The sequence below is a fragment of the Fulvivirga sp. M361 genome (genome assembly GCF_007097395.1).
Lineage (GTDB): Bacteria > Bacteroidota > Bacteroidia > Cytophagales > Cyclobacteriaceae > Fulvivirga.
Map to the genome: position 1 here is coordinate 1 of NZ_VKDC01000014.1, position 20,710 is coordinate 20,710.

At 43.2% G+C, this 20,710-nt stretch carries 10 protein-coding genes and 1 tRNA gene; 9 read left to right on the forward strand and 2 right to left on the reverse strand.

Annotated elements, in window-relative coordinates; translation table 11 throughout:
• Positions 1-127 precede the first annotated feature (127 nt).
• Positions 128-201 (reverse strand) — tRNA-Ala (locus FNH22_RS16040).
• Positions 202-231: 30 nt separating this feature from the next.
• Positions 232-702, reverse strand: a complete 471-nt coding sequence (locus tag FNH22_RS16045) for a C40 family peptidase (RefSeq protein ID WP_143399431.1) — start codon at positions 700-702, stop codon at positions 232-234.
• Positions 703-808: 106 nt separating this feature from the next.
• On the opposite strand from FNH22_RS16045, the gene FNH22_RS16050 reads away from it, so the two are divergent.
• The 9 genes from FNH22_RS16050 to FNH22_RS16090 all read left to right on the forward strand — a co-directional run bounded on the left by FNH22_RS16050 (position 809) and on the right by FNH22_RS16090 (position 20,662).
• On the forward strand, positions 809-3,730 hold the full coding sequence (locus tag FNH22_RS16050) for an FAD-binding and (Fe-S)-binding domain-containing protein (RefSeq protein ID WP_255518074.1): 2,922 nt from the start codon (positions 809-811) through the stop codon (positions 3,728-3,730).
• Positions 3,731-3,902: 172 nt separating this feature from the next.
• On the forward strand, positions 3,903-5,801 hold the full coding sequence (gene asnB / locus FNH22_RS16055; protein WP_143399432.1) for an asparagine synthase (glutamine-hydrolyzing): 1,899 nt from the start codon (positions 3,903-3,905) through the stop codon (positions 5,799-5,801).
• A 123-nt stretch (positions 5,802-5,924) separates the two neighbouring features.
• A complete protein-coding gene (locus FNH22_RS16060) occupies positions 5,925-7,307 on the forward strand; it encodes a hypothetical protein (RefSeq protein ID WP_143399433.1) in 1,383 nt (460 codons plus the stop codon).
• Positions 7,308-7,506: 199 nt separating this feature from the next.
• Positions 7,507-8,406, forward strand: a complete 900-nt coding sequence (locus FNH22_RS16065; RefSeq protein WP_185154255.1) for a TraB/GumN family protein — start codon at positions 7,507-7,509, stop codon at positions 8,404-8,406.
• An 824-nt stretch (positions 8,407-9,230) separates the two neighbouring features.
• Positions 9,231-12,128, forward strand: a complete 2,898-nt coding sequence (locus tag FNH22_RS16070) for a T9SS type A sorting domain-containing protein (protein ID WP_143399435.1) — start codon at positions 9,231-9,233, stop codon at positions 12,126-12,128.
• Positions 12,129-12,372: 244 nt separating this feature from the next.
• Complete coding sequence (locus FNH22_RS16075; RefSeq protein WP_143399436.1) at positions 12,373-12,699, forward strand: PadR family transcriptional regulator; 327 nt, start codon at positions 12,373-12,375, stop codon at positions 12,697-12,699.
• A 65-nt stretch (positions 12,700-12,764) separates the two neighbouring features.
• Positions 12,765-15,419, forward strand: coding sequence for an ABC transporter permease (locus tag FNH22_RS16080; RefSeq protein ID WP_221420291.1), 2,655 nt, complete (start codon positions 12,765-12,767; stop codon positions 15,417-15,419).
• 46 nt (positions 15,420-15,465) lie between these two features.
• Positions 15,466-18,081 (forward strand): ABC transporter permease, encoded by a 2,616-nt coding sequence (locus FNH22_RS16085; protein ID WP_143399437.1) that lies wholly within the window; start codon positions 15,466-15,468, stop codon positions 18,079-18,081.
• A 1-nt stretch (position 18,082) separates the two neighbouring features.
• A complete protein-coding gene (locus FNH22_RS16090) occupies positions 18,083-20,662 on the forward strand; it encodes an ABC transporter permease (protein WP_221420292.1) in 2,580 nt (859 codons plus the stop codon).
• Positions 20,663-20,710: the final 48 nt, after the last annotated feature.

Below are 20,710 nucleotides of genomic sequence, written 5' to 3' on the forward strand. Positions count from 1 at the left end.
GATTTGAAGTAGTACACACAACACTAAGTTAACCCTTAGTCATCAAAAAGGCCGACAGCTTCTCGCTATCGGCCTTTACTTTCTTTACCATAAAAAGAAGGTGACTTTTGAGACACCCTCTTTTTTGTGGAGAATAACGGATTCGAACCGATGACCTCTACACTGCCAGTGTAGCGCTCTAGCCAACTGAGCTAATTCCCCATTGGGCTGCAAATATAAAAAAATAATTTACTAAAACGGACGTCTGGCGCCCCGGAATCTTTTTTTGTAATACGTGGAATTCATATCGCTTTCTACTACGCCAAGTGACGACGAACTATGAATGAACATCACCTTTCCTCTACGCACCGAAGTGACCATACCGACGTGGGTTACTTTGCGTTTCTTTTTGCCAGTAGCGAAAAATACCAGGTCACCGGGCTGTACTTTATCGCGCTTCACTTTTTCACCTACTTTACTTTGATCGGCCGAGGTCCTTGGCAAGGTGTATTTAACTGCCTGAAATGAATTGCATAACAGACCCGAACAGTCCATACCACCCCGTGTAGTACCGCCCCATTTATAAGGTGTTCCGATATAACTTCGGGCCGTACTAATGACTTTATTGATCTTTTGCTCCCTTATCCGGGCTTTCTTCGCCGCTCCGCAAGAGGTGAACGTACTTATTATAATGCAAAAAAATACGAGCCGTCTTATACTCATCCGTGATATTCCTAAAGTTTAAAAAATGAAAGGACGATAAATCGGTGTTTCCTTTATACAAAGGGAAAAACATTTTAATTTTCATGCAAATTTTATTCCTAAAAATTTGACAGTCACTGCTACTAATTTTCAAGATCTAAACGATCAACTGCAAGGTACATTGTATTATGATGATACAATGCGCCGCCTCTATGCCACGGATGCTTCCGCCTACCGCGAGTTACCTGACGCCGTGGCCATTCCAAAAAGTGTTGATGACCTGAAACTGCTCATTACTTTTGCTAATGAACACTCGATCCCACTTATACCACGTACCGCCGGCACTTCTCTGGCCGGGCAAGTAGTGGGTAAAGGCATTATTGTAGATGTGTCGAAGCATTTTACAGATATTCTTGAAGTAAATAAAGAAGAACAATGGGTACGAGCGCAGCCCGGGGTGATCCGCGATGAGCTTAACTTGCACCTCAAATCGTATGGGTTACTCTTTGGGCCGGAAACTTCCACAGCTAACCGGGCCATGTTGGGAGGTATGATAGGTAATAATTCCTGCGGATCTAACTCAGTGGTATATGGCAGCACCCGGGACCACCTGATATCCGTAAAAGGACTGCTAAGCGATGGCTCAGAAGTAGAATTTAAAGCGCTCAGCAAAGAAGAATTTAATGCAAAATGTGAGTTGGAGTCCCTTGAGGGCCAGATCTATCGTACTACCAGGGACATTCTGACGGATACGGCTAACCAGGCCGAGATTGATAAAGAATTCCCGAAAGCGTCCATAGACCGACGCAATACCGGATATGCTATTGACGTACTTAAAAATGCCGAACCTTTCGGTGCTGACGGTGAATTCAACTTTTGCAAACTCATAGCCGGTTCGGAAGGGACACTACTCTTTATAACGGAAGCACAGTTACATATAAACCCCTTACCTCCACAACACAGCGGTTTGTTATGTATCCACTTTGAGTCTATCCATGACTCCCTGAAAGGAAACCTCATTGCACTCAAATATGATCCCTATGCTTCCGAGCTAATGGACCATTTCATTTTGGAATGCACTAAAAACAACTCTGAGCAGCGTCAAAACCGCTTTTTCGTCCAGGGCGATCCAAAAGCGCTTCTGGTGGTGGAACTACGTGCTGAAAACCCGGAAGAGCTTCAACAGAAAGCGGACCAGCTCAAAGAAGAACTGAAAGCCCAGGGGTTGGGCTACCATTATCCGTTTATCACCGGAGAAGATACCAAACGGGTATGGACGCTTCGCAAAGCAGGTTTAGGATTGCTGAGCAACATGCCCGGAGATGCCAAACCTGTCCCTGTGATAGAAGACACAGCGGTGGATGTTCAGGACCTGCCCGATTATATCGAAGAGTTCAACCAGCTACTGAAAAAACACGACCTGTTTTGCGTGCACTACGCCCATGCAGGTTCAGGTGAACTTCACCTACGCCCTATTCTTGACTTAAAGACAGAAAGTGGCAACACACTTTTTCGCACTGTACTGGATGAGATTGCCCGGTTGGTCAAGAAATACCAGGGGTCACTGAGTGGTGAGCATGGGGACGGACGTCTAAGAGGGGAATTTATTCCGTTCATGATCGGCGAGCATAATTATAAGCTGTTGAAAGAGGTAAAAAAAGCGTGGGACCCTAAAAACCTTCTGAATCCCGGAAAAATTGTGGACACCCCCTCCATGAACACTTTCTTGCGTTATAAGCCTGGCCAGGAAACCCGCCAATTCAATACGGTTTTGAATTTCGATTCCACACAGGGCATTTTACGTGCGGCGGAACAGTGTAATGGCTCCGGCGACTGTCGTAAAACACATCTTACCGGTGGTACCATGTGCCCTTCGTATATGGTTACCAAAAATGAAAAAGACACCACACGGGCACGTGCGAACATTCTACGGGAAATACTGACCAACTCTGAAAAAGACAATCCTTTTGATAGTCCCGAGATCAAAGAGGTGATGGATCTGTGCTTTTCCTGTAAAGGCTGTAAGTCCGAATGCCCCTCTAACGTAGATGTGGGCAAACTCAAGGCAGAATTTCAGCACCAATATTACAAGGCCAATGGCACACCTTTCAGGACATGGATGGTCGCCAATTTTACCAAACTGAATAAATTGGCTGTAAAAATTCCTTTTTTATACAACCTAACCTTCAAAACACCACTGGCAAGTGTAGCTAAAAGTATGGTGGGTTTCCATCCCAAAAGGAGCATGCCGGCCCTTTCCAAACAGACGGTGGTAAGTTGGTACAAAAAGCAGTATACCGCTTTAAACAGAAGCACCGAAAAGAAAGGCGAGGTCTATTTCTTCTGCGACGAGTTTACCAATTACAATGATGGTGAAATAGGCATAACGGCTATCAAACTGCTGCATGAATTAGGTTACGATGTCAAGTTGATCGACCACAAGGAAAGTGGCCGTACTTTTCTCTCCAAAGGCGTGCTGGCAGAAGTAAAAGAAATTGCCAGGTACAATGTTTCGTTATTCTCACCACTCATTGACAAAAACACTCCTTTGGTGGGCGTCGAACCTTCGGCAATACTCACTTTCCGTGATGAATACCCCGAACTGGTAGAAAAGGACATGGTTGAAAAAGCCGAAGAACTGGCAAAAAATACGTTTACCATAGAAGAATTCCTGGCAGATCGTATAGAAGACATCGAGGTCAGTCGCTTTTCCGATGAAAAACGTGTGATCAAATTCCATGGCCATTGTCATCAAAAAGCACTTTCTTCGCTGGTACCCGACAAAAAACTTCTGTCACTACCTAAAAACTATGAAGTCCACCTCATTCCTTCCGGTTGCTGTGGTATGGCCGGTTCTTTCGGGTATGAAAAAGAGCACTATGATGTTTCCATGAAAGCAGGTGAACTGGTCCTTTTCCCAACGGTGCGTAAGCAGCCTGACGATGTGATCATTGCCGCCCCGGGTACCAGTTGCCGTCATCAGATCAAAGACGGAACGGGACGTATTGCAAAACACCCTGTAGAAGTATTGTACGAAGCATTGCATTAAGCATATTTGATTTTCAAGAAAAGAAAATCAATTTTGGCACGTATTTCTTCAAGAAACAAAACTTTATTTCATAGTCCATGATGAAATATATTTAATTTGGTCAAATTAGTTTACTCAGCTAAGCGTGAGAAGATGAAAGAACTGACGATCAGGTTATTTAAATGAAGGTGCTATGTGTGGAATAACCGGCGTATATGCGTTTAATATGGTAGGCCGGATCAGCATGATCAACGTGGCAAATGCAACAGCCTCCCTGGCAAAACGCGGGCCTGATTTTCAAGACATTTACAATGATCAGACTGTGGCCCTGGGTCATCGCAGGTTATCCATTATTGACACTTCTGATAATGGCAATCAGCCCATGTTTGACTCAAGTGGGCGCTACGGTATCATCTTTAATGGTGAGATTTATAACTATGCCGCATTACGACAGGAATTGATCTCTCAAGGTGTTGCTTTCCGATCAAAAACGGATACCGAAGTGTTGTTACAGCTTTACATCCGTGAAGGGAAATCATGCCTTGACAAACTCAATGGCTTTTTCTCTTTTGCCATTTATGACAGAGACGAACGATCCCTTTTTATAGCACGGGACCGCATAGGTATCAAGCCACTGTATTATATGCAGGATGGCGACCGGCTACTCTTTGCTTCGGAAATAAAGTCGCTTTTAGCTTACGGCATTGACAAAACCATCGACTACTCGTCACTTTACACGTATTTACAGCTTAACTATATCCCGGCCCCGGGCACCATTTTTCAGAAAGTAAAAAAACTGCTCCCAGGCCATTACATCGAAATTCAACCGGAACAGATCAATGTTGACAGCTACTATACGATCCCATATGACCGGGACAACTATACCAGGGCGCCTTATGAAGAACAGTGTAAAAAACTGGAATCACTGCTGGAAGAAGCAGTACAAAAAAGGTTAGTAGCTGATGTGCCTTTGGGTTCATTTCTCAGTGGTGGCATAGACTCATCGGTCATTGCAACGCTAGCTAAAAGACATAAACCCGACCTGCATACATTTTCCATCGGATATCGTGATGAAAAGTTTTTTGATGAGACCGACTATGCCAGGTCGGTGGCTAAAAAAATAGGCTCCGAGCATACGGTTTTTTCACTTACCAATCGTGACCTGTATGAAAAAGTGGGGGACATCCTGGAGTATATGGATGAGCCTTTCGCAGATTCATCGGCCATTGCCGTGTATATCCTTTCCGAAGAAACACGCAAACATGCTACCGTAGCGCTTTCCGGAGACGGGGCTGACGAGCTATTTGCGGGATATAACAAGCATGCCGCCTTTCGAAAGATCATAGAAGGGGGTGGAGCTACACACGCGGTCCGATTGTTTCAACCCTTATGGTCCATATTGCCAAAGTCACGCAACAATGCGCTCACGAATAAATTTCGTCAGTTGCACCGGTTTGGCAAGGGCATGAAGCTCAGCAGTACAGAACGCTACTGGCAATGGGCCGGTTATGCAAATGAAAATGAAGCCACTCGCCTGTTATCCCAACCATCACGAGAGGCACTGGACTATGAACATTATGACCAGCTAAAAAAACAACTACTTCATCACATTCCTGCCAAAGAGTCTATCAATGACTTACTTTACACTGATACACAACTGGTACTTGCCGATGATATGCTTACCAAAGTAGACCGGATGAGCATGGCAAACAGCCTGGAAGTACGGGTGCCTTTCCTGGACCATGAGTTAGTGGAATATGCCTTCCAGCTTTCGGACAATTCTAAAATCAATGGAGAAATCAGGAAAAGGATCTTACAGGATACTTTTAGAAATGTACTGCCCACCGAGCTTTATAATCGGCCAAAAAAGGGATTTGAAGTACCTATCCTCAAATGGTTCAGAGAGGAAATGAGCTGGATGATCAAAAATGACCTCCTGGCTGATGAATTCATTAAAGACCAGGGTATTTTTGATGTAAAAGAAACACGGCAGCTAAAAAGAAAGCTATTCTCCTCTAATCCGGGAGATGTCCATGCAAGGATATGGGGACTGATCGTCTTTCAAAGTTGGTGGAAGAAGACCATAGGATAATTTCAAGCGCCTGCTTCACTTCATAAGTGACCTGCAGAATGTGTATTGAAATGACCTGATGGCATGAAAATTGATTATTTCATACTGAATCACCATACTCTTTTCATTTAAAGCAGCCCGCCTATGCTCAACTATCTACTCATCTCCCTAATGATCAGTGTAGCGGCTATTTACCCATCTATTCCGCCTAAAAGAAAACCCACTGCCATCCGGCTGGTATATGACCACACAACCTTACGAATACAAAATCGAAAATTCACCCTGGGCATCGAAGCCACTATGCGTGATTCCTCTGTACGCCGTACCAGGAACCTTGGAGGAAAACTTCGTTATAAAGATTTTGAATTCCACGTTGAAGGAGGCACATTCAGAACCGGCAAGATTATGATAGATCCGGATAAACTAACAGGTGATATAAAGGTCATTGCCCAGTCAAAAAGGTATCCTAAAGTAACCACCTGGCTTAGCATCCCAATAAATGTAGAGCTTGCGATTATTGAAGGAGATACTGAAATTAAAGCCAGGGCACCCGGAGACGGCTTTAGACCCAAGTTGATCGCTGTTTTTGATAATGGCGAACAACTACCTATCGATAATCAAACGCTAAAATATCAGCGCTATCATATAGAAGTTAATGGTGGTGTATTTAAAAACGGGCGTATACAAATCGACCCTGACTACCGCAATATAGAGGGCCACCAGGTAGAGTTGAATGTTTTTGCACGTGCTGCTCCCGGTGTTGCGCTCACTTTGCCTGTCATCTTAGATTATGTCAAAGACTATCACTTCATCTATCACACCATGGACGGAAGTGACGGATTTGGCGGCAGCGACGGGTCTGGCAGTGGCCGGAATGGAACCGACGGATCAAATGGCAGGAACGGCTCAGATGGTCATGACGCTGCTGAAATACATGTTTATGTATCTCAGCCCTCTGATTCTATAATCGCCGCAGACCTGCTGAAAGTGGAAGTAATCAGTGGTGCAAAGAAAGCTTATTACCTGATCAATGCACAAGGAGGAAATTTGGAGATCTATAATCGTGGTGGAGATGGCGGGGACGGTGGTGACGGTGGAGATGGCGGGGACGGTGCCGATGGTGAGGACGGCAAAATAAAAACCATAAAAGAATGGACCAGCGATACTACCTTCGTGGAGAAAGAGATCAGGTTAGAAGGACATGACGGTGGGCACGGAGGAGATGGTGGAGATGGCGGAGACGGCGGAGATGGAGGCCGCGGCGGAGATGTTTTTATTTACCATGTAGCCGGAGCAGAATTGTACCTGGACAGGATCGTCGTATATAACCAGGGAGGAGACGGAGGCAATGGGGGAGACGGTGGAGACGAAGGTGACGGCGCGAAAGGCGGTTCGGGCAACCCTAATGGCAAAAATGGAAATAATGGCGATGATGGGCAGGACGGACAAAGCGGACATGATGGGGTAAACGGCGAAGTATTCTACTCCATATGGGAAGGCAAAGATCATCACATGCGGTACGATTAGGACCTTAGTAATTATTACAATACCAAGAATAAATATAAAGTCTGGCAATTCCGCATCTGCAGTGGATACTTTCACATCGCCTAAAGGCTTGTTTTGCATTTTACACCCTGCCATTAAGGTGTAGAATTACAATATTTATTACATGATGCTTACTTCCATAGGCGATTCTTTTATATTGGCTTTTTTAAACCCTGTGGTCATGCGTAAGGTTAGTCTAACGTTATTTTTTATTTATTTTTCGGCCGTTGTAGGTCTTAGCCAGGCTACTTCTGACAACTCAGTACTGTGGAAGGTGTCAGGAAATGGCCTTTCGGAACCATCTTATCTTTTTGGCATCATCAATTTCTTACCGGCCAGCGGATTTTCTATCCCTCCGGAAGTGGAGGCTGCCATGGAGCAATGTAAGGTTTTTGCCACAAAAAACCTTTTAAACAAAACTTCTAAAAAAAGATTTAGTGATGCGGTAAAAATCCCAAATAATGGATGGATCAACGATTACCTGAGTGATGACGAACTTAATCAATTACGGCTGCTGCTTCTGCTGGATTATGAGGTGAAAGAACATGTATATCACGACTATTACAGCAGGCTGCAACCCATCATATTAGTAACCAGCACTGCAGCACTACACTTGGGAGATGACATTGTGTACACGGAAGAGTTACTGAGTGACATGGCCCGCAAATACCGTATGAAAAACGAGGAGCTGGGCAGTATAGAAGAAGAAATAGAAGCTTTTAAACAATTCCCTATCGACGATCAGGTGAATGCATTAAAGTACACCGTAAATAACTTTTACGAACACCTTGCTGACTTCGATGCTATGGTAAAAGCCTATCTCGAGGAGCAGGATCTAAAAAAAGTGAAGGACGAAACTTTTAAAGCTACGAATGAAAGTAAATCATTTAAGAAAGTGTATTATGACGCCAGGGTCATCAAATGGGCGCCTAAAATTGAAGGCTTAATGAAAAATAAAGCCACCTTTTTATCCTTAGGCGTACCTTACCTCGTAGGAGATGAAGGTCTGATATCGTTACTCCGTACGAAAGGATATACCGTAAGTGCTATGCCCGCCACTTTCCCTAAAAAGAAGCTCTAACACTACTCGTTCGGCTGGCGAACTGAAGAAGTTAATTTCAATGCTTAAATTACCCTTATCCTCATGATTTACTGAACCCTTAATAGTACGGTGCAAGAAAGGCAAGACATATGAGATCGGCTTCACCTACCTACAGGAGTTGAAAAATGTATCTAACGGCTAAATGAACTGATTTGACGGTATCCTTGTGTTTTAGGATAGAAAACGCATAACCCCACGGAAATTATATCGTGATGAAAAATGGCGCAGAAGTCAATGTATCGGAGCTGCTTATGCAGAAGATAAATTTGTGCTAATAACTACTTAGTGATCTACACATCGGATATGACCATTCAATCCGTTTGAATCTACAGGCAAAAATGACCAAGGTTGGTCATTGACACGGCCAGGTAAACCTGTTATATTTAAATGAGATCTTTGTCCAGTAAAAGATCACTTCTATCCGGAAATTTCCTTCGTGATAAAGTAGTAAGGGTTGGACCTTCTCTATCCATGAGGGTTTTTTGTGACTCTTATATTTTTTAAGATAACTAATAAATTATGCGACCTGTTTTTTCAACTCATAAGTATAAGCCTCAACAAATCATGACAATTGCCTCAGATAGCCGGGACCTTCGCTTGTATCATTTCGATCTGACCCAGCTTAGTATTAAATCATAATTATCGTTCCGGGGTTAAGTTAAGTTCTGTTACTGTAACGATGACTTGCCCATCCGACAATTTAACCCTTTTGACTTGGTCAATTATGATCAACCTGTCCTAAACCCTGGTTATAATGTCTTTTAAGAGTACCCGTTCGTTGGCTATAAAAACACCTACCGCCCATGAAACAGCATATATCGACTTTATTACAAGTGATCAGAATTTCATTCCTACTCTATTTTTCTTTTTCAGCCCCTATCATTCTATCGGCCCAGGTGACAGATTATACTTTCTCTCACCGAAAATTTGAACAAGCCAGCAGCCCTGTTCAAGCATCTCTACTAAAAGACTACGATATATACGACCGCACAAAGCAAGGCGCTATAGTGATCAACAATGATTTAGAAGAAGACACCTCTTTCGTAAGTGGTCCTGGCTTTCCTATAGGCTTTGATTTTTTTTATGACGGTCAATATTATGATCGTTTCGCCGCTTCAGCTAATGGATACATTAAACTGGGGAAATCAGAAAAAGACTTCATGATAAAGCGTGATACCCTGTTAGGGGCAATTTTTCAGGAGGGTTTCGATAAAGAAAGACAAAACATCATTTCCGCTTTTCAGACGGACGTCAATACAACTATCCCGTTTGGACATACTTTAGAATACTCTAAGGCAAGGGGCTTCCCCGGAGAAAAGCAAACCATCATTGATTGGTATTTCATTTACTACAGCTATCGCTATCCGGAATATACCCGTTCCCCCTACTTTACAGCACAGATCACGCTTATGGAAGAGGATGGGAGTATCGAAATGTTCTATGAAAAGGACAATCGCGGGTTTCCCGCACATATACAACAAGTAGCCGTAGGATTAAGAGGATCCAGGCTGAATAACCATGCCGATAACCTGCATCTGCGCGGTGTGGTAAAAGGAATTAACGATTGGAAGTCTTCAAAGAAGCAAACGGATCCAACCACAACAATGGACTTTGATGAAGAACTTATTGAAGTAGCGGAGATCTTTACATTCACCCCTCCAATAGACAGTAGCAGTTTGCCGGAATGTCCTGAAGCTTACTACCTGGTATCCAATCATCATCCGAATGGAAAATACGGTGATGATGACCACAACTACATACTCTTGGACGGTGCTGACAGCGTGGCTCGAAACCCAACCCTGGGATGGTCACACGCCAGTCTGCTGGATAATACCTACGATGTATACTTTAGCACGGACAACCCTCCTACTGAACGGATCGCTGCTGACCTTGAAGAAAGAAGACTGAAACTGCCTGAGCTAGCTGCTGGCACTACCTATTACGTGGGTATTATATCCCACAATAAAAATGGTAAAACGCCCCTCTGTATTTCAAGTTTTACCACCGCCGGGGAATTAGGATATTGCGAAAATAAACATGGTCCGGCGGCCGGTTATGGAAAAATCAAGGCGGTCAAATTTAATACGCTGGACTTCAGGAGTAACCCTGATGTAAATGAGTTGACCCTATTGCCGAATGTCCCTCCCTACACTACCACGCTTACCCGTGGAAAGACTTACACGTTTCGATACGAACAGGCAGCTATTCCTGAGTTAAGATTAAGCACTTTCGTTTTTATTGATTTTGATGGAAATGGTAAATTCAGTGAAACCAACAACTCATCTGACTATGAAGCATTTTCATTAGGTTTGATTGGGCCGTCAGCCGGCTTCCTGGAAAAACAAATTACGATTCCTAATGATGCCAAATTGGGCAATACAAGGCTGAGGATCAAAAATCATTCAACCAGATGGATTTCCGCAAATCCTTGGAATCCTTGTGCATACACCGCATTGTTTGGTCAGGACTATATCATTACCATAGCGCCATCGGAAGAGTGTGCTGACTTTAGCATGACCACAGCAACAGACCCCTTGTCGTGTTTTGAGTCGGCTGACGGAAGCATTGCATTGCAACTCACCGGTGGTACTGCTCCGTACAGCATTCGATGGAAAAAGGACGGAGAAAACTACCCGGGTAATGCCACTATTCAAAACAACCTCGACCGTGGTACTTATCAGGCATTCGTTATAGATGATAAGGGCTGTGATATACAGACCTCTTTAATGGCCATCACACAACCAACCGCCCTACGATCGACCAATGTATTCGAAATCAACCCGGATTGTCATAATGTAGCTCAGGGTAGTATATCCTTAAATATGGAAGGTGGAACACCTCCTTATTCCTACCTATGGAGCAACGGAAAAACCACAAGCTCTATTGATAAGTTATCTGAAGCACAATATTCCGTTAATGTAACCGATCAGAACAATTGTCTTTTTACCTCTGAAACATTCACCATCTCTGCTCCTAAGCCTATGACGATTGACCATGAAAATGTACAGGGCATTTCGTGTAACGGAGAAAGTGATGGCAAGATCACCTTAAATGTAACCGGTGGAACACCGCCTTACTCCTATTTATGGAGTGATGGGCAGACCACAAGTACTATCGACAATTTACCTGAAGGGCAGTACAGTGTCACCATCACAGATGAAAAGGACTGTCAACTAACATCAATGCCTTATGCTTTATCTATGCCTGAAGCACTTACAGCAGAAGTGTTGGGAAATAATGCCCGGGAAGGAGAAAAATTAAGCATACAGGTAAAAGGAGGAAAACAACCCTACCGTTATCAATGGAGTAACGGACATGACCAGGCAACGCTGGGAAACGCTCCGGCTGGTCAGTATACCGTCACTGTAACAGACTCTAATGAATGCCTACTGCAAATTGACAATATTACCATAAAGCCCAAATTGATCACTTCCGTTGAAGATGATAACGCTATACCATTCAGTATATACCCCAACCCTTCCCGGAAATTCGTTACGGTTGAACTACCTCAAAAGAGAAAAGGCCTTTATAAAAATTGGAAATTATCTTTAGTTGATATGCAGGGCAAAGTACTGAAAAAAGGTACGTTCTCAGACAGCGCTGACCTGACATTTGATCTTAGTGATATTGATGCCGGGCAATATTATCTAAAGGTTAGTGACGGTGAAAACTCCTCTATGAAAAAATTGGTCGTACAATAACTTTCTTACACCACTAAATGCTATCGGACACTCGTCTAACCACGTTTGATTTGATCAATGGTCAGATCTAACACTAAAATTACTATTGCCAGCATAACGAACGATTTTATGCGACAATATCAAATAAGGAGGCGTTGGAAATCAGCCAGAATTCTTGAAAAAAGCTCATTTCACAACTTTACTACTAAATTGTAGAACAAATAAAAACCAGCTCCGTATATTAGTTCTACAATTTAGTAACAAAATGAAAGAGACACGTTTAGGAGAATTTGAAGAAGTACTGCTCCTCCTGGTGGGAATTCTGGGCGAAGAGGCTTATGCTTTTAAAATTGCAGAGGAATTTGAAGGCCAAACCAAACGGGCAGTATCCATAGGCGCAGTCCACTCCACGCTTAACCGACTGCTCGAAAAAGGTTTTTTAACCTCCGAAATGGGAAGCTCCTCACCGGAACGAGGGGGAAGAAGAAAACGAATTTATACTATCACTGCCCACGGCAGCAGAATATTGTCGGACTCCCGGGATTTTAAAGTATCACTTTGGAATCAATACCCTGGATTTGCCAATGGATAAATTACGTTTCTTACCCTGTCCTGAAATAACACTGATTTTGGCCAGGGTATCATTATGAGCTTAAAATGAAAAACAACAACGCGATACCACCTGCACTGGCTGAAAAACTGCTACTCTGGTTTCTCAAAGAAGAACTGGCAGAAGAAGTGCTGGGTGATCTTGACGAAAAATTTTATGCGACCGTCAGGCATAAGTCAGTAATGCGGGCCCGGCGCAACTATTGGTACCAGGTCTTTCATTATCTAAGGCCTTTCGCACTCAAAAAATATAGGTCAAAACACTCAAATTTTACCATTATGTTTAAAAACAATTTCAAAATCGCCTGGCGGCAAATCATCAGGCAGAAGATGTATTCCGTGATCAAGATCGGTGGATTTTCCCTGGGCATTGCCGCCTGTTTCTTAATCACCCTTTACATACTGGATGAACTCAGGTATGATCAGCATTATGCAGATAAAGAGAACATTTACCGGGTCATAGAAGAAACGGAATATATGGGAAAGGACTTTAAGAACGTATGGTTTCCGGCCCCATTAGCTCAAGTCCTTGAAAATGATTTCGCGGAAATTGAAAAGGCAGGAAGGTATAACAACGCTGAATTATTTGGCTCAGGCAGTAAAGAGGTCAGACGAACCGACAGGAAGCTGAACTTCTATGAAACCCGCTTCACTTACATGGACCAAAAGTTGTTTGATATTCTGCAATACCAATTGCTATCCGGCAGTCCGGGCAAAGTGCTGAGCAATCGTACCGACCTGGTAATATCTCAGAGAAAAGCTGAAAAATACTTCCCTGATGAAGACCCAATAGGGAAAACACTGATATTGAACAATGACGAAGAGCAAGTGTATACCATTCGAGGTGTAATGGAAAATCCTGAAGCTATTCACTTTCAGTATGACTTTATCATGTCGCTCGCCGGGGTGGAATTCTGGCCCGGAGAGCAAAACTTCTGGGGAGCCCAAAACTATCCGACTTATATAAAAGTACAGCCCGGAACCGACATACACGCACTGGAAGACAAGTTGGAGGCCATAGAAAAGAACTATCTCATGCCGGCGTGGAAACAATCGGGAGAACTTAACATTGAAGAGAAAGCAAAAAAAACGCGGATGGCCTTACAACCGGTAGCAGATATACACTTGTATTCTGCTGATATTGAAGACATGCTATCACATGGTGATATTCGGTTTGTATGGCTCTTTGGAGGTATAGCAGCATTTATTCTGCTTATTGCAGGTATAAATTTCATCAACCTGTCAACGGCAAAGTCCGCCAACAGGGCAATGGAAGTCGGTTTACGAAAGACAGTGGGTTCAACGCGCAGGCATCTTGTCAGCCAGTTTTTAATTGAATCTACTTTATTTAGCTTTTTGTCCTTCTCGATAGGGATACTACTCGCCTATTTTTTATTACCCTATTTCAATTTACTCTCTACCAAATCACTGGTGATGCCCTGGACGGAATGGTGGTTATGGCCTGTATTGTTACTTTCTACATTGACGGTAGGTATACTGGCGGGACTCTACCCTTCTTTCTATCTATCTTCTTTCAAGCCCATTCATGTCTTAAAAGGTAAATTAAGTAGAGGTAGTAAGACCTCGACATTACGTAATGCCTTAGTGATATTTCAGTTTACCACTTCCATTGCACTTATCATTGGCACCTTTGTGATCTATAGCCAGGTTAATTACATCCTCAACAAAAAAGTAGGCTTTGATAAAGACCAGGTAGTTATGTTGCACGGTGCAAATACGTTGGAACAGAGCAGATCGGTTTTTAAGGAAAAATTACTGCAGCTGTCATCCGTAAAAAGCGTATCTATCAGTGACTACTTACCTATCGATGGATCCATGCGCAATAACAATGGTTTCGTTAAAGCGGGTAAAGAGGGCGAAGAAGAACCCGTTTTCGGACAGATATGGCGTGTAGATCACGACTATATAAAAACGCTTGGCATGAAGGTCATAGAAGGCCGGGACTTTTCCAGTGAGGTACTTTCCGACTCATCCGCTATGATCATCAACCGGAAAATGGCCCGGGAACTTGGTTTTGAAAACCCTATTGGTGAAAAAGTTGAAAATTTTGAATTGACACGTACGGTCATTGGGGTGATCGAAGACTTCCACTTTGAATCCATGAAAGGTGAGATACGTCCGTTGTGCATGGTGCTGGGTAACAGTCCGAAAACGATGTCACTCAAAGTAACTAACGCCAACATGGCAGAGACGCTCGAATCGATCAACCTGTTATGGGATGAGTTCTCTCCCAATCAGCCTATCCGCTATTCCTTTCTGGATGAAAAATTTGCGGCCATGTATAGCGATGTAAAACAAATGGGGCAGATCTTTGGCACATTCGCCATACTTGCCATCATTGTAGCCTGTCTTGGTTTATTTGCCCTGTCCGCTTTTATGGTGGAACAGCGAAGCAAAGAAATCAGTATACGGCTTGTACTCGGCGCTTCACTAAGGAGTGTGTTAAGTTTACTCACCCTTAACTTCGTTAAGCTTATCATTATCTCTATTCTCATAGCCGCACCCCTGGCGTGGTATGCCATGCAAATGTGGTTGCAAGACTTCACCTATCGTACGGAAATAGGACCGGGGATCTTTATTCTTTCCGGTTCGCTGGCTATTGCTATTGCGTTGGTCACTATTAGCTATCAGTCCATACGAGCAGCACTTGCTAACCCGGTCGAACAGCTGAGATCTGAGTAAGGCACCTACATATCTTTAGTAATCTTAAGATATACTCTAACGAAAGATGAGTAAACGAAAACCTACACCACCATGGTACGCAGAACACTTGTTATTGTGGTTCCTAAAGGAGGAACTAGTGGAAGAAGTGCTGGGCGACCTGGACGAAAAATTCTATCATACGTTAGACAAGTCTTCCAGGCTAAAAGCAAAACTCAATTATTGGTACCAGGTCGTTCATTATATACGCCCTTTCGCCATGAAAAAATACAGGTCAAACTCAACTTCATTTATTATGTTCCAAAACTATTTTAAAATAGGTTACCGCAATCTGTTCAAAAATAAGTTCACTTCTTTCATTAATGTTGGAGGACTTGCGATTGGTATGTCAGTAGCCATGCTGGTAAGCCTTTGGGTAAAAGATGAGCTCTCTTATAACAAAACCCATAAGAATTACGATCGCCTGGCACAAGTCATGTTCCATTCCAATTGGGGAGGGACGAAAGTAAGTACTACCGGAATAGTGACAACGGGTCTGGGCACTTTACTGAAAAATTCTTATGCCAGCTATTTTGAAAAGGTGGCCCTTGTACGCGCCCGGCTGGAAGAGCGGATCTTCACATACAAAGACGATCATTTCATAGAAAACGGGTATTATATGCAACCGGACGGTCCGGAAATGTTCAGTTTGAAGATGGTCTCCGGCTCTGCGAATGGATTAAAAGAAATGAGATCCGTTCTGTTATCTCAATCCCTGGCGAAAAAAATTTTTGGTGATACGGACCCCGTCAACCAGGTAGTAAAGTTTAATGAGCAAACAGACGTTCAGGTCACCGGAGTATATGAGGACCTGCCCGGAAACTCGAAGTTTCATGATGCCGCTTATTTCGCGCCGATCGATCTTTTTATCCATGGGTGGTCACACCTTAACGTATGGGACAATTATAACATGTTTGTTTTTGTACAGTTACGTGATGGGGTTGACTTTAACCAGGCATCGACATTGATCAAGGATATTATGAAACCATACATCCAGGAGGTAAGACAACATGACCTTTTTCTGCATCCTATGAGTAAATGGCATTTGTTTTCAGAGTTTAAAGATGGGAAGCAAGTCACCAGTGACCGCATTACGTTTGTTTGGTTTTATGGTGCAGTTGGCATTTTTGTGCTGCTACTGGCTTGTGTTAATTTTATGAACCTGAGCACAGCCCGGTCAGAAAACAGGGCAAAAGAAATTGGCGTACGGAAGAGCATGGGCTCTGCCCGGATCCAGCTATTCAACCAGTTCCTAAGTGAATCGATACTCGTAGCGGTGCTGGCTTTTACGTTATCTTTACTATTCGTCAGTCTGATTCTATCCTGGTTCAATAGCCTGGCGGGAAAAAATATGATCATGCCCTGGTCCGAACCGTTTTTCTGGTTAGGGGGATTAGGGTTCACACTCATGACAGGCTTATTGGCAGGCAGCTATCCCGCTATATACCTTTCCTCTTTCAATCCGGTCAAATCACTTAAAGGAACATTTCGGTCGGGTAAAAATGCTTCCCTTCCCCGTAAGGTTCTGGTAGTATTTCAATTCACTGTTTCCATTGCATTGATCATAGGTACATTGATCGTGTATCAACAGATACAGCATGTAAAAGACCGCCCGGTAGGGTACCTGAGAGATGGCCTGCTTATGCTACCTAAAAGGTCATCAGAGCTCTGGGGTAAGCACGATTTAATTCGTAATGAATTGGTGAAGACAGGAGCTGTGGAAGAGATAGGTGTGGCTAACTATCCTCTTACCAATACATTAGGAAACAATGACGGCTTTAGCTGGGAAGGAAATAATCCATCCGAGTACCACTCATTCAACACGGTCCTGGTAAACCATGACTACGGCAAAACCATCGGGTGGGAACTGCTGCAAGGCAGAGATTTTTCCAGGGATAATAAATCCGACCTGGCCGGTGTAGTGATCACTGAATCCGCACGGCAAATCATGGAGATAGATAACCCCATTGGGATATCATTACATTACGAATATGGCATGAACGGTATTCATGATTTTACTATCCTGGGGGTCGTAAACGACTTGATCAAAGGAGATCCTTTCAAATCCAGTGTTCCTGCCATCATGTTTCTGTCAGAGCGCGACCTGCTTTGGATGTTCATTCGAATTAAGGAAGGTTATCCTCAAAATGAAGCACTGGCAAAAATTGACAACGTATTTAAAACACTTACCCCTTCCGCTTATGTAGACTTTAAAGTGTTGGACGAGGAATACAGCGCCAAATTCAGCTCAGAGGAGCGTATTGGAAAACTGGCCACTTTCTTTGCGGTGCTGGCTGTCATCATCAGTTGTTTGGGTCTTTTCGGTTTAGCATTGTTCCTGACTGAAAAAAGATCAAAAGAGATCGGTATTCGCAAAGTGTTGGGTGCTTCTATCATTGGAATTTGGAGGTTACTCACACAAGATTTTGTAGGATTAGTAATGATCTCATCGGTTATAGCTATTCCTGTTGCTTATTTCTTTTTGGACCGTTGGATCAGCAATTATGATTATCAAATGGACATTTCCTGGTGGGTATTTGGGGTTACCTGTATGGGCGCCTTGCTCATCGCAATACTTACCGTGAGTTACCAGGCTATTAAATCTGCTATGGCCAATCCGGTCAATTCATTGCGATCAGAATAACATGTCCAGGTCTAAACCCATACCGCCCAAATTAGCTGAACGTACCTTATGTTGGTTCCTTCGTCATGAACTGGCTGAAGAGGTATTGGGTGATTTGGAGGAGAAATTCTATCATACGTTAGACACCAAGACACTAACACGGGCAAAACTCAATTATTGGTACCAGGTCATCCATTATCTCAGGCCTTTTGCCATCAAACATAATAGGTCAAACTCAACACTATTTACCATGTATCAACACAACTTCAAACTTACTTACAGGAACTTCCTAAAGCATAGGTCACAATTCCTTATCAATTTAACAGGACTGTCCACCGGACTGGCCTGTGTTCTTCTCATCTACCTGTGGGTAACGGATGAAAAACAAGTGGATAAATTCCATCAAAATCACACCCGGCTGTACCAGGTCATGTCAAATCATACCGATGCAAGCGGCATTACAACCTGGAAAGGTGTACCCGGGCTCTTACTGGAAGAGATACAGTCTACTATACCTGAGGTGGAATATGCAGCAGCTACCACCGATGCCCATGAATACACTTTATCTGTGGATGACTCCTATTTCAAAGCACATGGGAAATTTGCCAGCGAGAACTTCTTAGATGTATTTACTTACCCGTTGATACAGGGAAGTAAAAGTGTTCTTTCGGATAAGTCAGGAATTGTAATCAGCGAATCCCTGGCACAACGTCTCTTCCGCACATCTGACGTAGTTGGAAAGGATATGAAATGGCACTTTTGGGGAAAAGAAAAACTGGTACAGGTCACCGGTGTAATGAAAGATGTGCCTGAAGGCGCTTCGGAGAAATTTGATTTTTTAATGTCCTGGGACTATTTCCATGATGATTTGATCGAATACAAAAACTGGTACAATTACTATGGCCGGGTGATGGTAGTTTTAAATTCGGAAGCAGATGAAAACGCAGTGGAAACTAAAATTGACCAGATCCTGAAAGAAAACCAGGAAGGCGGCCGGGTAGACCTGTTTTTAGCCAACTATTCCGACCGGTACCTTAACAGCAAGTATGAGAATGGTATACAAGCCGGCGGGCAAATTGAATATGTCCGGCTTTTTTCTATTGTTGCCATCTTCATTCTTTTCATTGCCTGTATCAACTTTATTAATTTGTCCACTGCAAAAGCCTCTCATAGAACCAAGGAAATCGGTGTGAAAAAGTCTATGGGGGCTTCGAAAAAATCACTAATAGCACAATTTTTTACTGAATCCGTTTTACTGAGTCTGATCGCGATGTTATCAGCCTTGTTTCTTGTGTGGCTATTGCTACCTCAATTCAACCTGATTACCCAAAAAAGCCTGACACTAAGTTTCAATGGACCATTTATTATCACTACTATATCCTTGATAGTTATTGTAGGAATATTTGCGGGTAGTTATCCTGCCCTATTTCTTTCCTCCTTTGATCCAATAGAAATACTCAAAGGGAAATTGGTAAGAAAGCCAGGTGAAATACACGGTAGAAAAGTATTGGTAATTGTACAGTTCACGCTATCCATCATCTTGATAGTGGCAGTAGGAGTAGTTTATAAACAAATGGATTTTGTAAAGAACAAAAACCTGGGTTATGATAAGGATAACCTGGTCTATTTTGAAAGAGAAGGCAGGCTAATTGAGGATTCTGAGTCTCTTTTAAACGAACTTAGAGATGCCCCTGGTATTTCTCATGCTGCCTTGTCCGGCTTTATGATCGGAGGTGGAAATTCAACAGGAGGTGTTTCCTGGGAAGGAAAAACTCCCGAGGACCAGCTGCAATTTTGGGAAATCAAGTCAGGTCACGGGCTGGTTGAAATGATGGATATGGAAATAGTCAAGGGTCGTTCTTTTTCATCAGAATTTGGGTCAGATTCCACCAGCGTCTTATTCAATGAAACTGCCATCGACGCCATGGGCTTGGAAGACCCTATCGGTAAAACCATACAACACTATACCGGAGAGAAAAAGATCGTAGGTGTTGTAAAGGATTTCAACCTGATCTCACTCCACACGGCTGTGGAGCCTATGATATTTCTGTATAATCCGGAGGACACTCATTTTATCATGGCCAAACTTAATCAAGGTAGCGAAGCTGCTACGCTCGAGCATATGGAAAGGCTCTACAAAAAATTTAATGCAGGTTACGTTTTCAAGCCTGAATTCATAGATGACGATTATCAAAATTTATATACCTCTGAAGAAAGAGTGGGGTTATTGTCAAGCTATTTTTCAGGGTTGGCCGTGCTTATCTCGTGTCTCGGGCTTTTCGGTCTGGCAGCTTTCACGGTTGAACGCAGAACAAAAGAAATCGGTATCCGGAAGGTGCTGGGAGCCGGAAGTCTCAAAATTATTTACCTGCTTTCCCATGATTTTACTAAAATGGTTTTGGTCGCCATAGTAATTGCTTTACCTATCAGTTTCTTCATAGCCCGGGAGTGGCTTAAAAGCTTTGCCTTCAAGATTGATCTGGCTTGGTGGCTTTTTGCAGGCGCCGGCATGGTGGCATTATTGATCGCCTGGCTGACGGTAGGAATTCAAACGATAAAAGCGGCCGGTGCAAATCCGGTGAAGTGCCTGAAAGACGAATAGTATTTAAAATGTATACCAGGGAACTGAAGCATTACGGGTCGTAAAATA

What these genes read in the sequence shown, in the direction of transcription:
- FNH22_RS16060 (WP_143399433.1), top strand. Translation starts at nt 5,925, where the DNA reads ATGCTCAACTATCTACTCATCTCCCTAATGATCAGTGTAGCGGCTATT.
- FNH22_RS16065 (WP_185154255.1), top strand. Translation starts at nt 7,507, where the DNA reads ATGCGTAAGGTTAGTCTAACGTTATTTTTTATTTATTTTTCGGCCGTT.
- FNH22_RS16075 (WP_143399436.1), top strand. Translation starts at nt 12,373, where the DNA reads ATGAAAGAGACACGTTTAGGAGAATTTGAAGAAGTACTGCTCCTCCTG.
- FNH22_RS16090 (WP_221420292.1), top strand. Translation starts at nt 18,083, where the DNA reads ATGTCCAGGTCTAAACCCATACCGCCCAAATTAGCTGAACGTACCTTA.
- asnB (WP_143399432.1), top strand. Translation starts at nt 3,903, where the DNA reads ATGTGTGGAATAACCGGCGTATATGCGTTTAATATGGTAGGCCGGATC.
- FNH22_RS16085 (WP_143399437.1), top strand. Translation starts at nt 15,466, where the DNA reads ATGAGTAAACGAAAACCTACACCACCATGGTACGCAGAACACTTGTTA.
- FNH22_RS16045 (WP_143399431.1), bottom strand. Translation starts at nt 702, where the DNA reads ATGAGTATAAGACGGCTCGTATTTTTTTGCATTATAATAAGTACGTTC.
- FNH22_RS16080 (WP_221420291.1), top strand. Translation starts at nt 12,765, where the DNA reads ATGAAAAACAACAACGCGATACCACCTGCACTGGCTGAAAAACTGCTA.
- FNH22_RS16070 (WP_143399435.1), top strand. Translation starts at nt 9,231, where the DNA reads ATGAAACAGCATATATCGACTTTATTACAAGTGATCAGAATTTCATTC.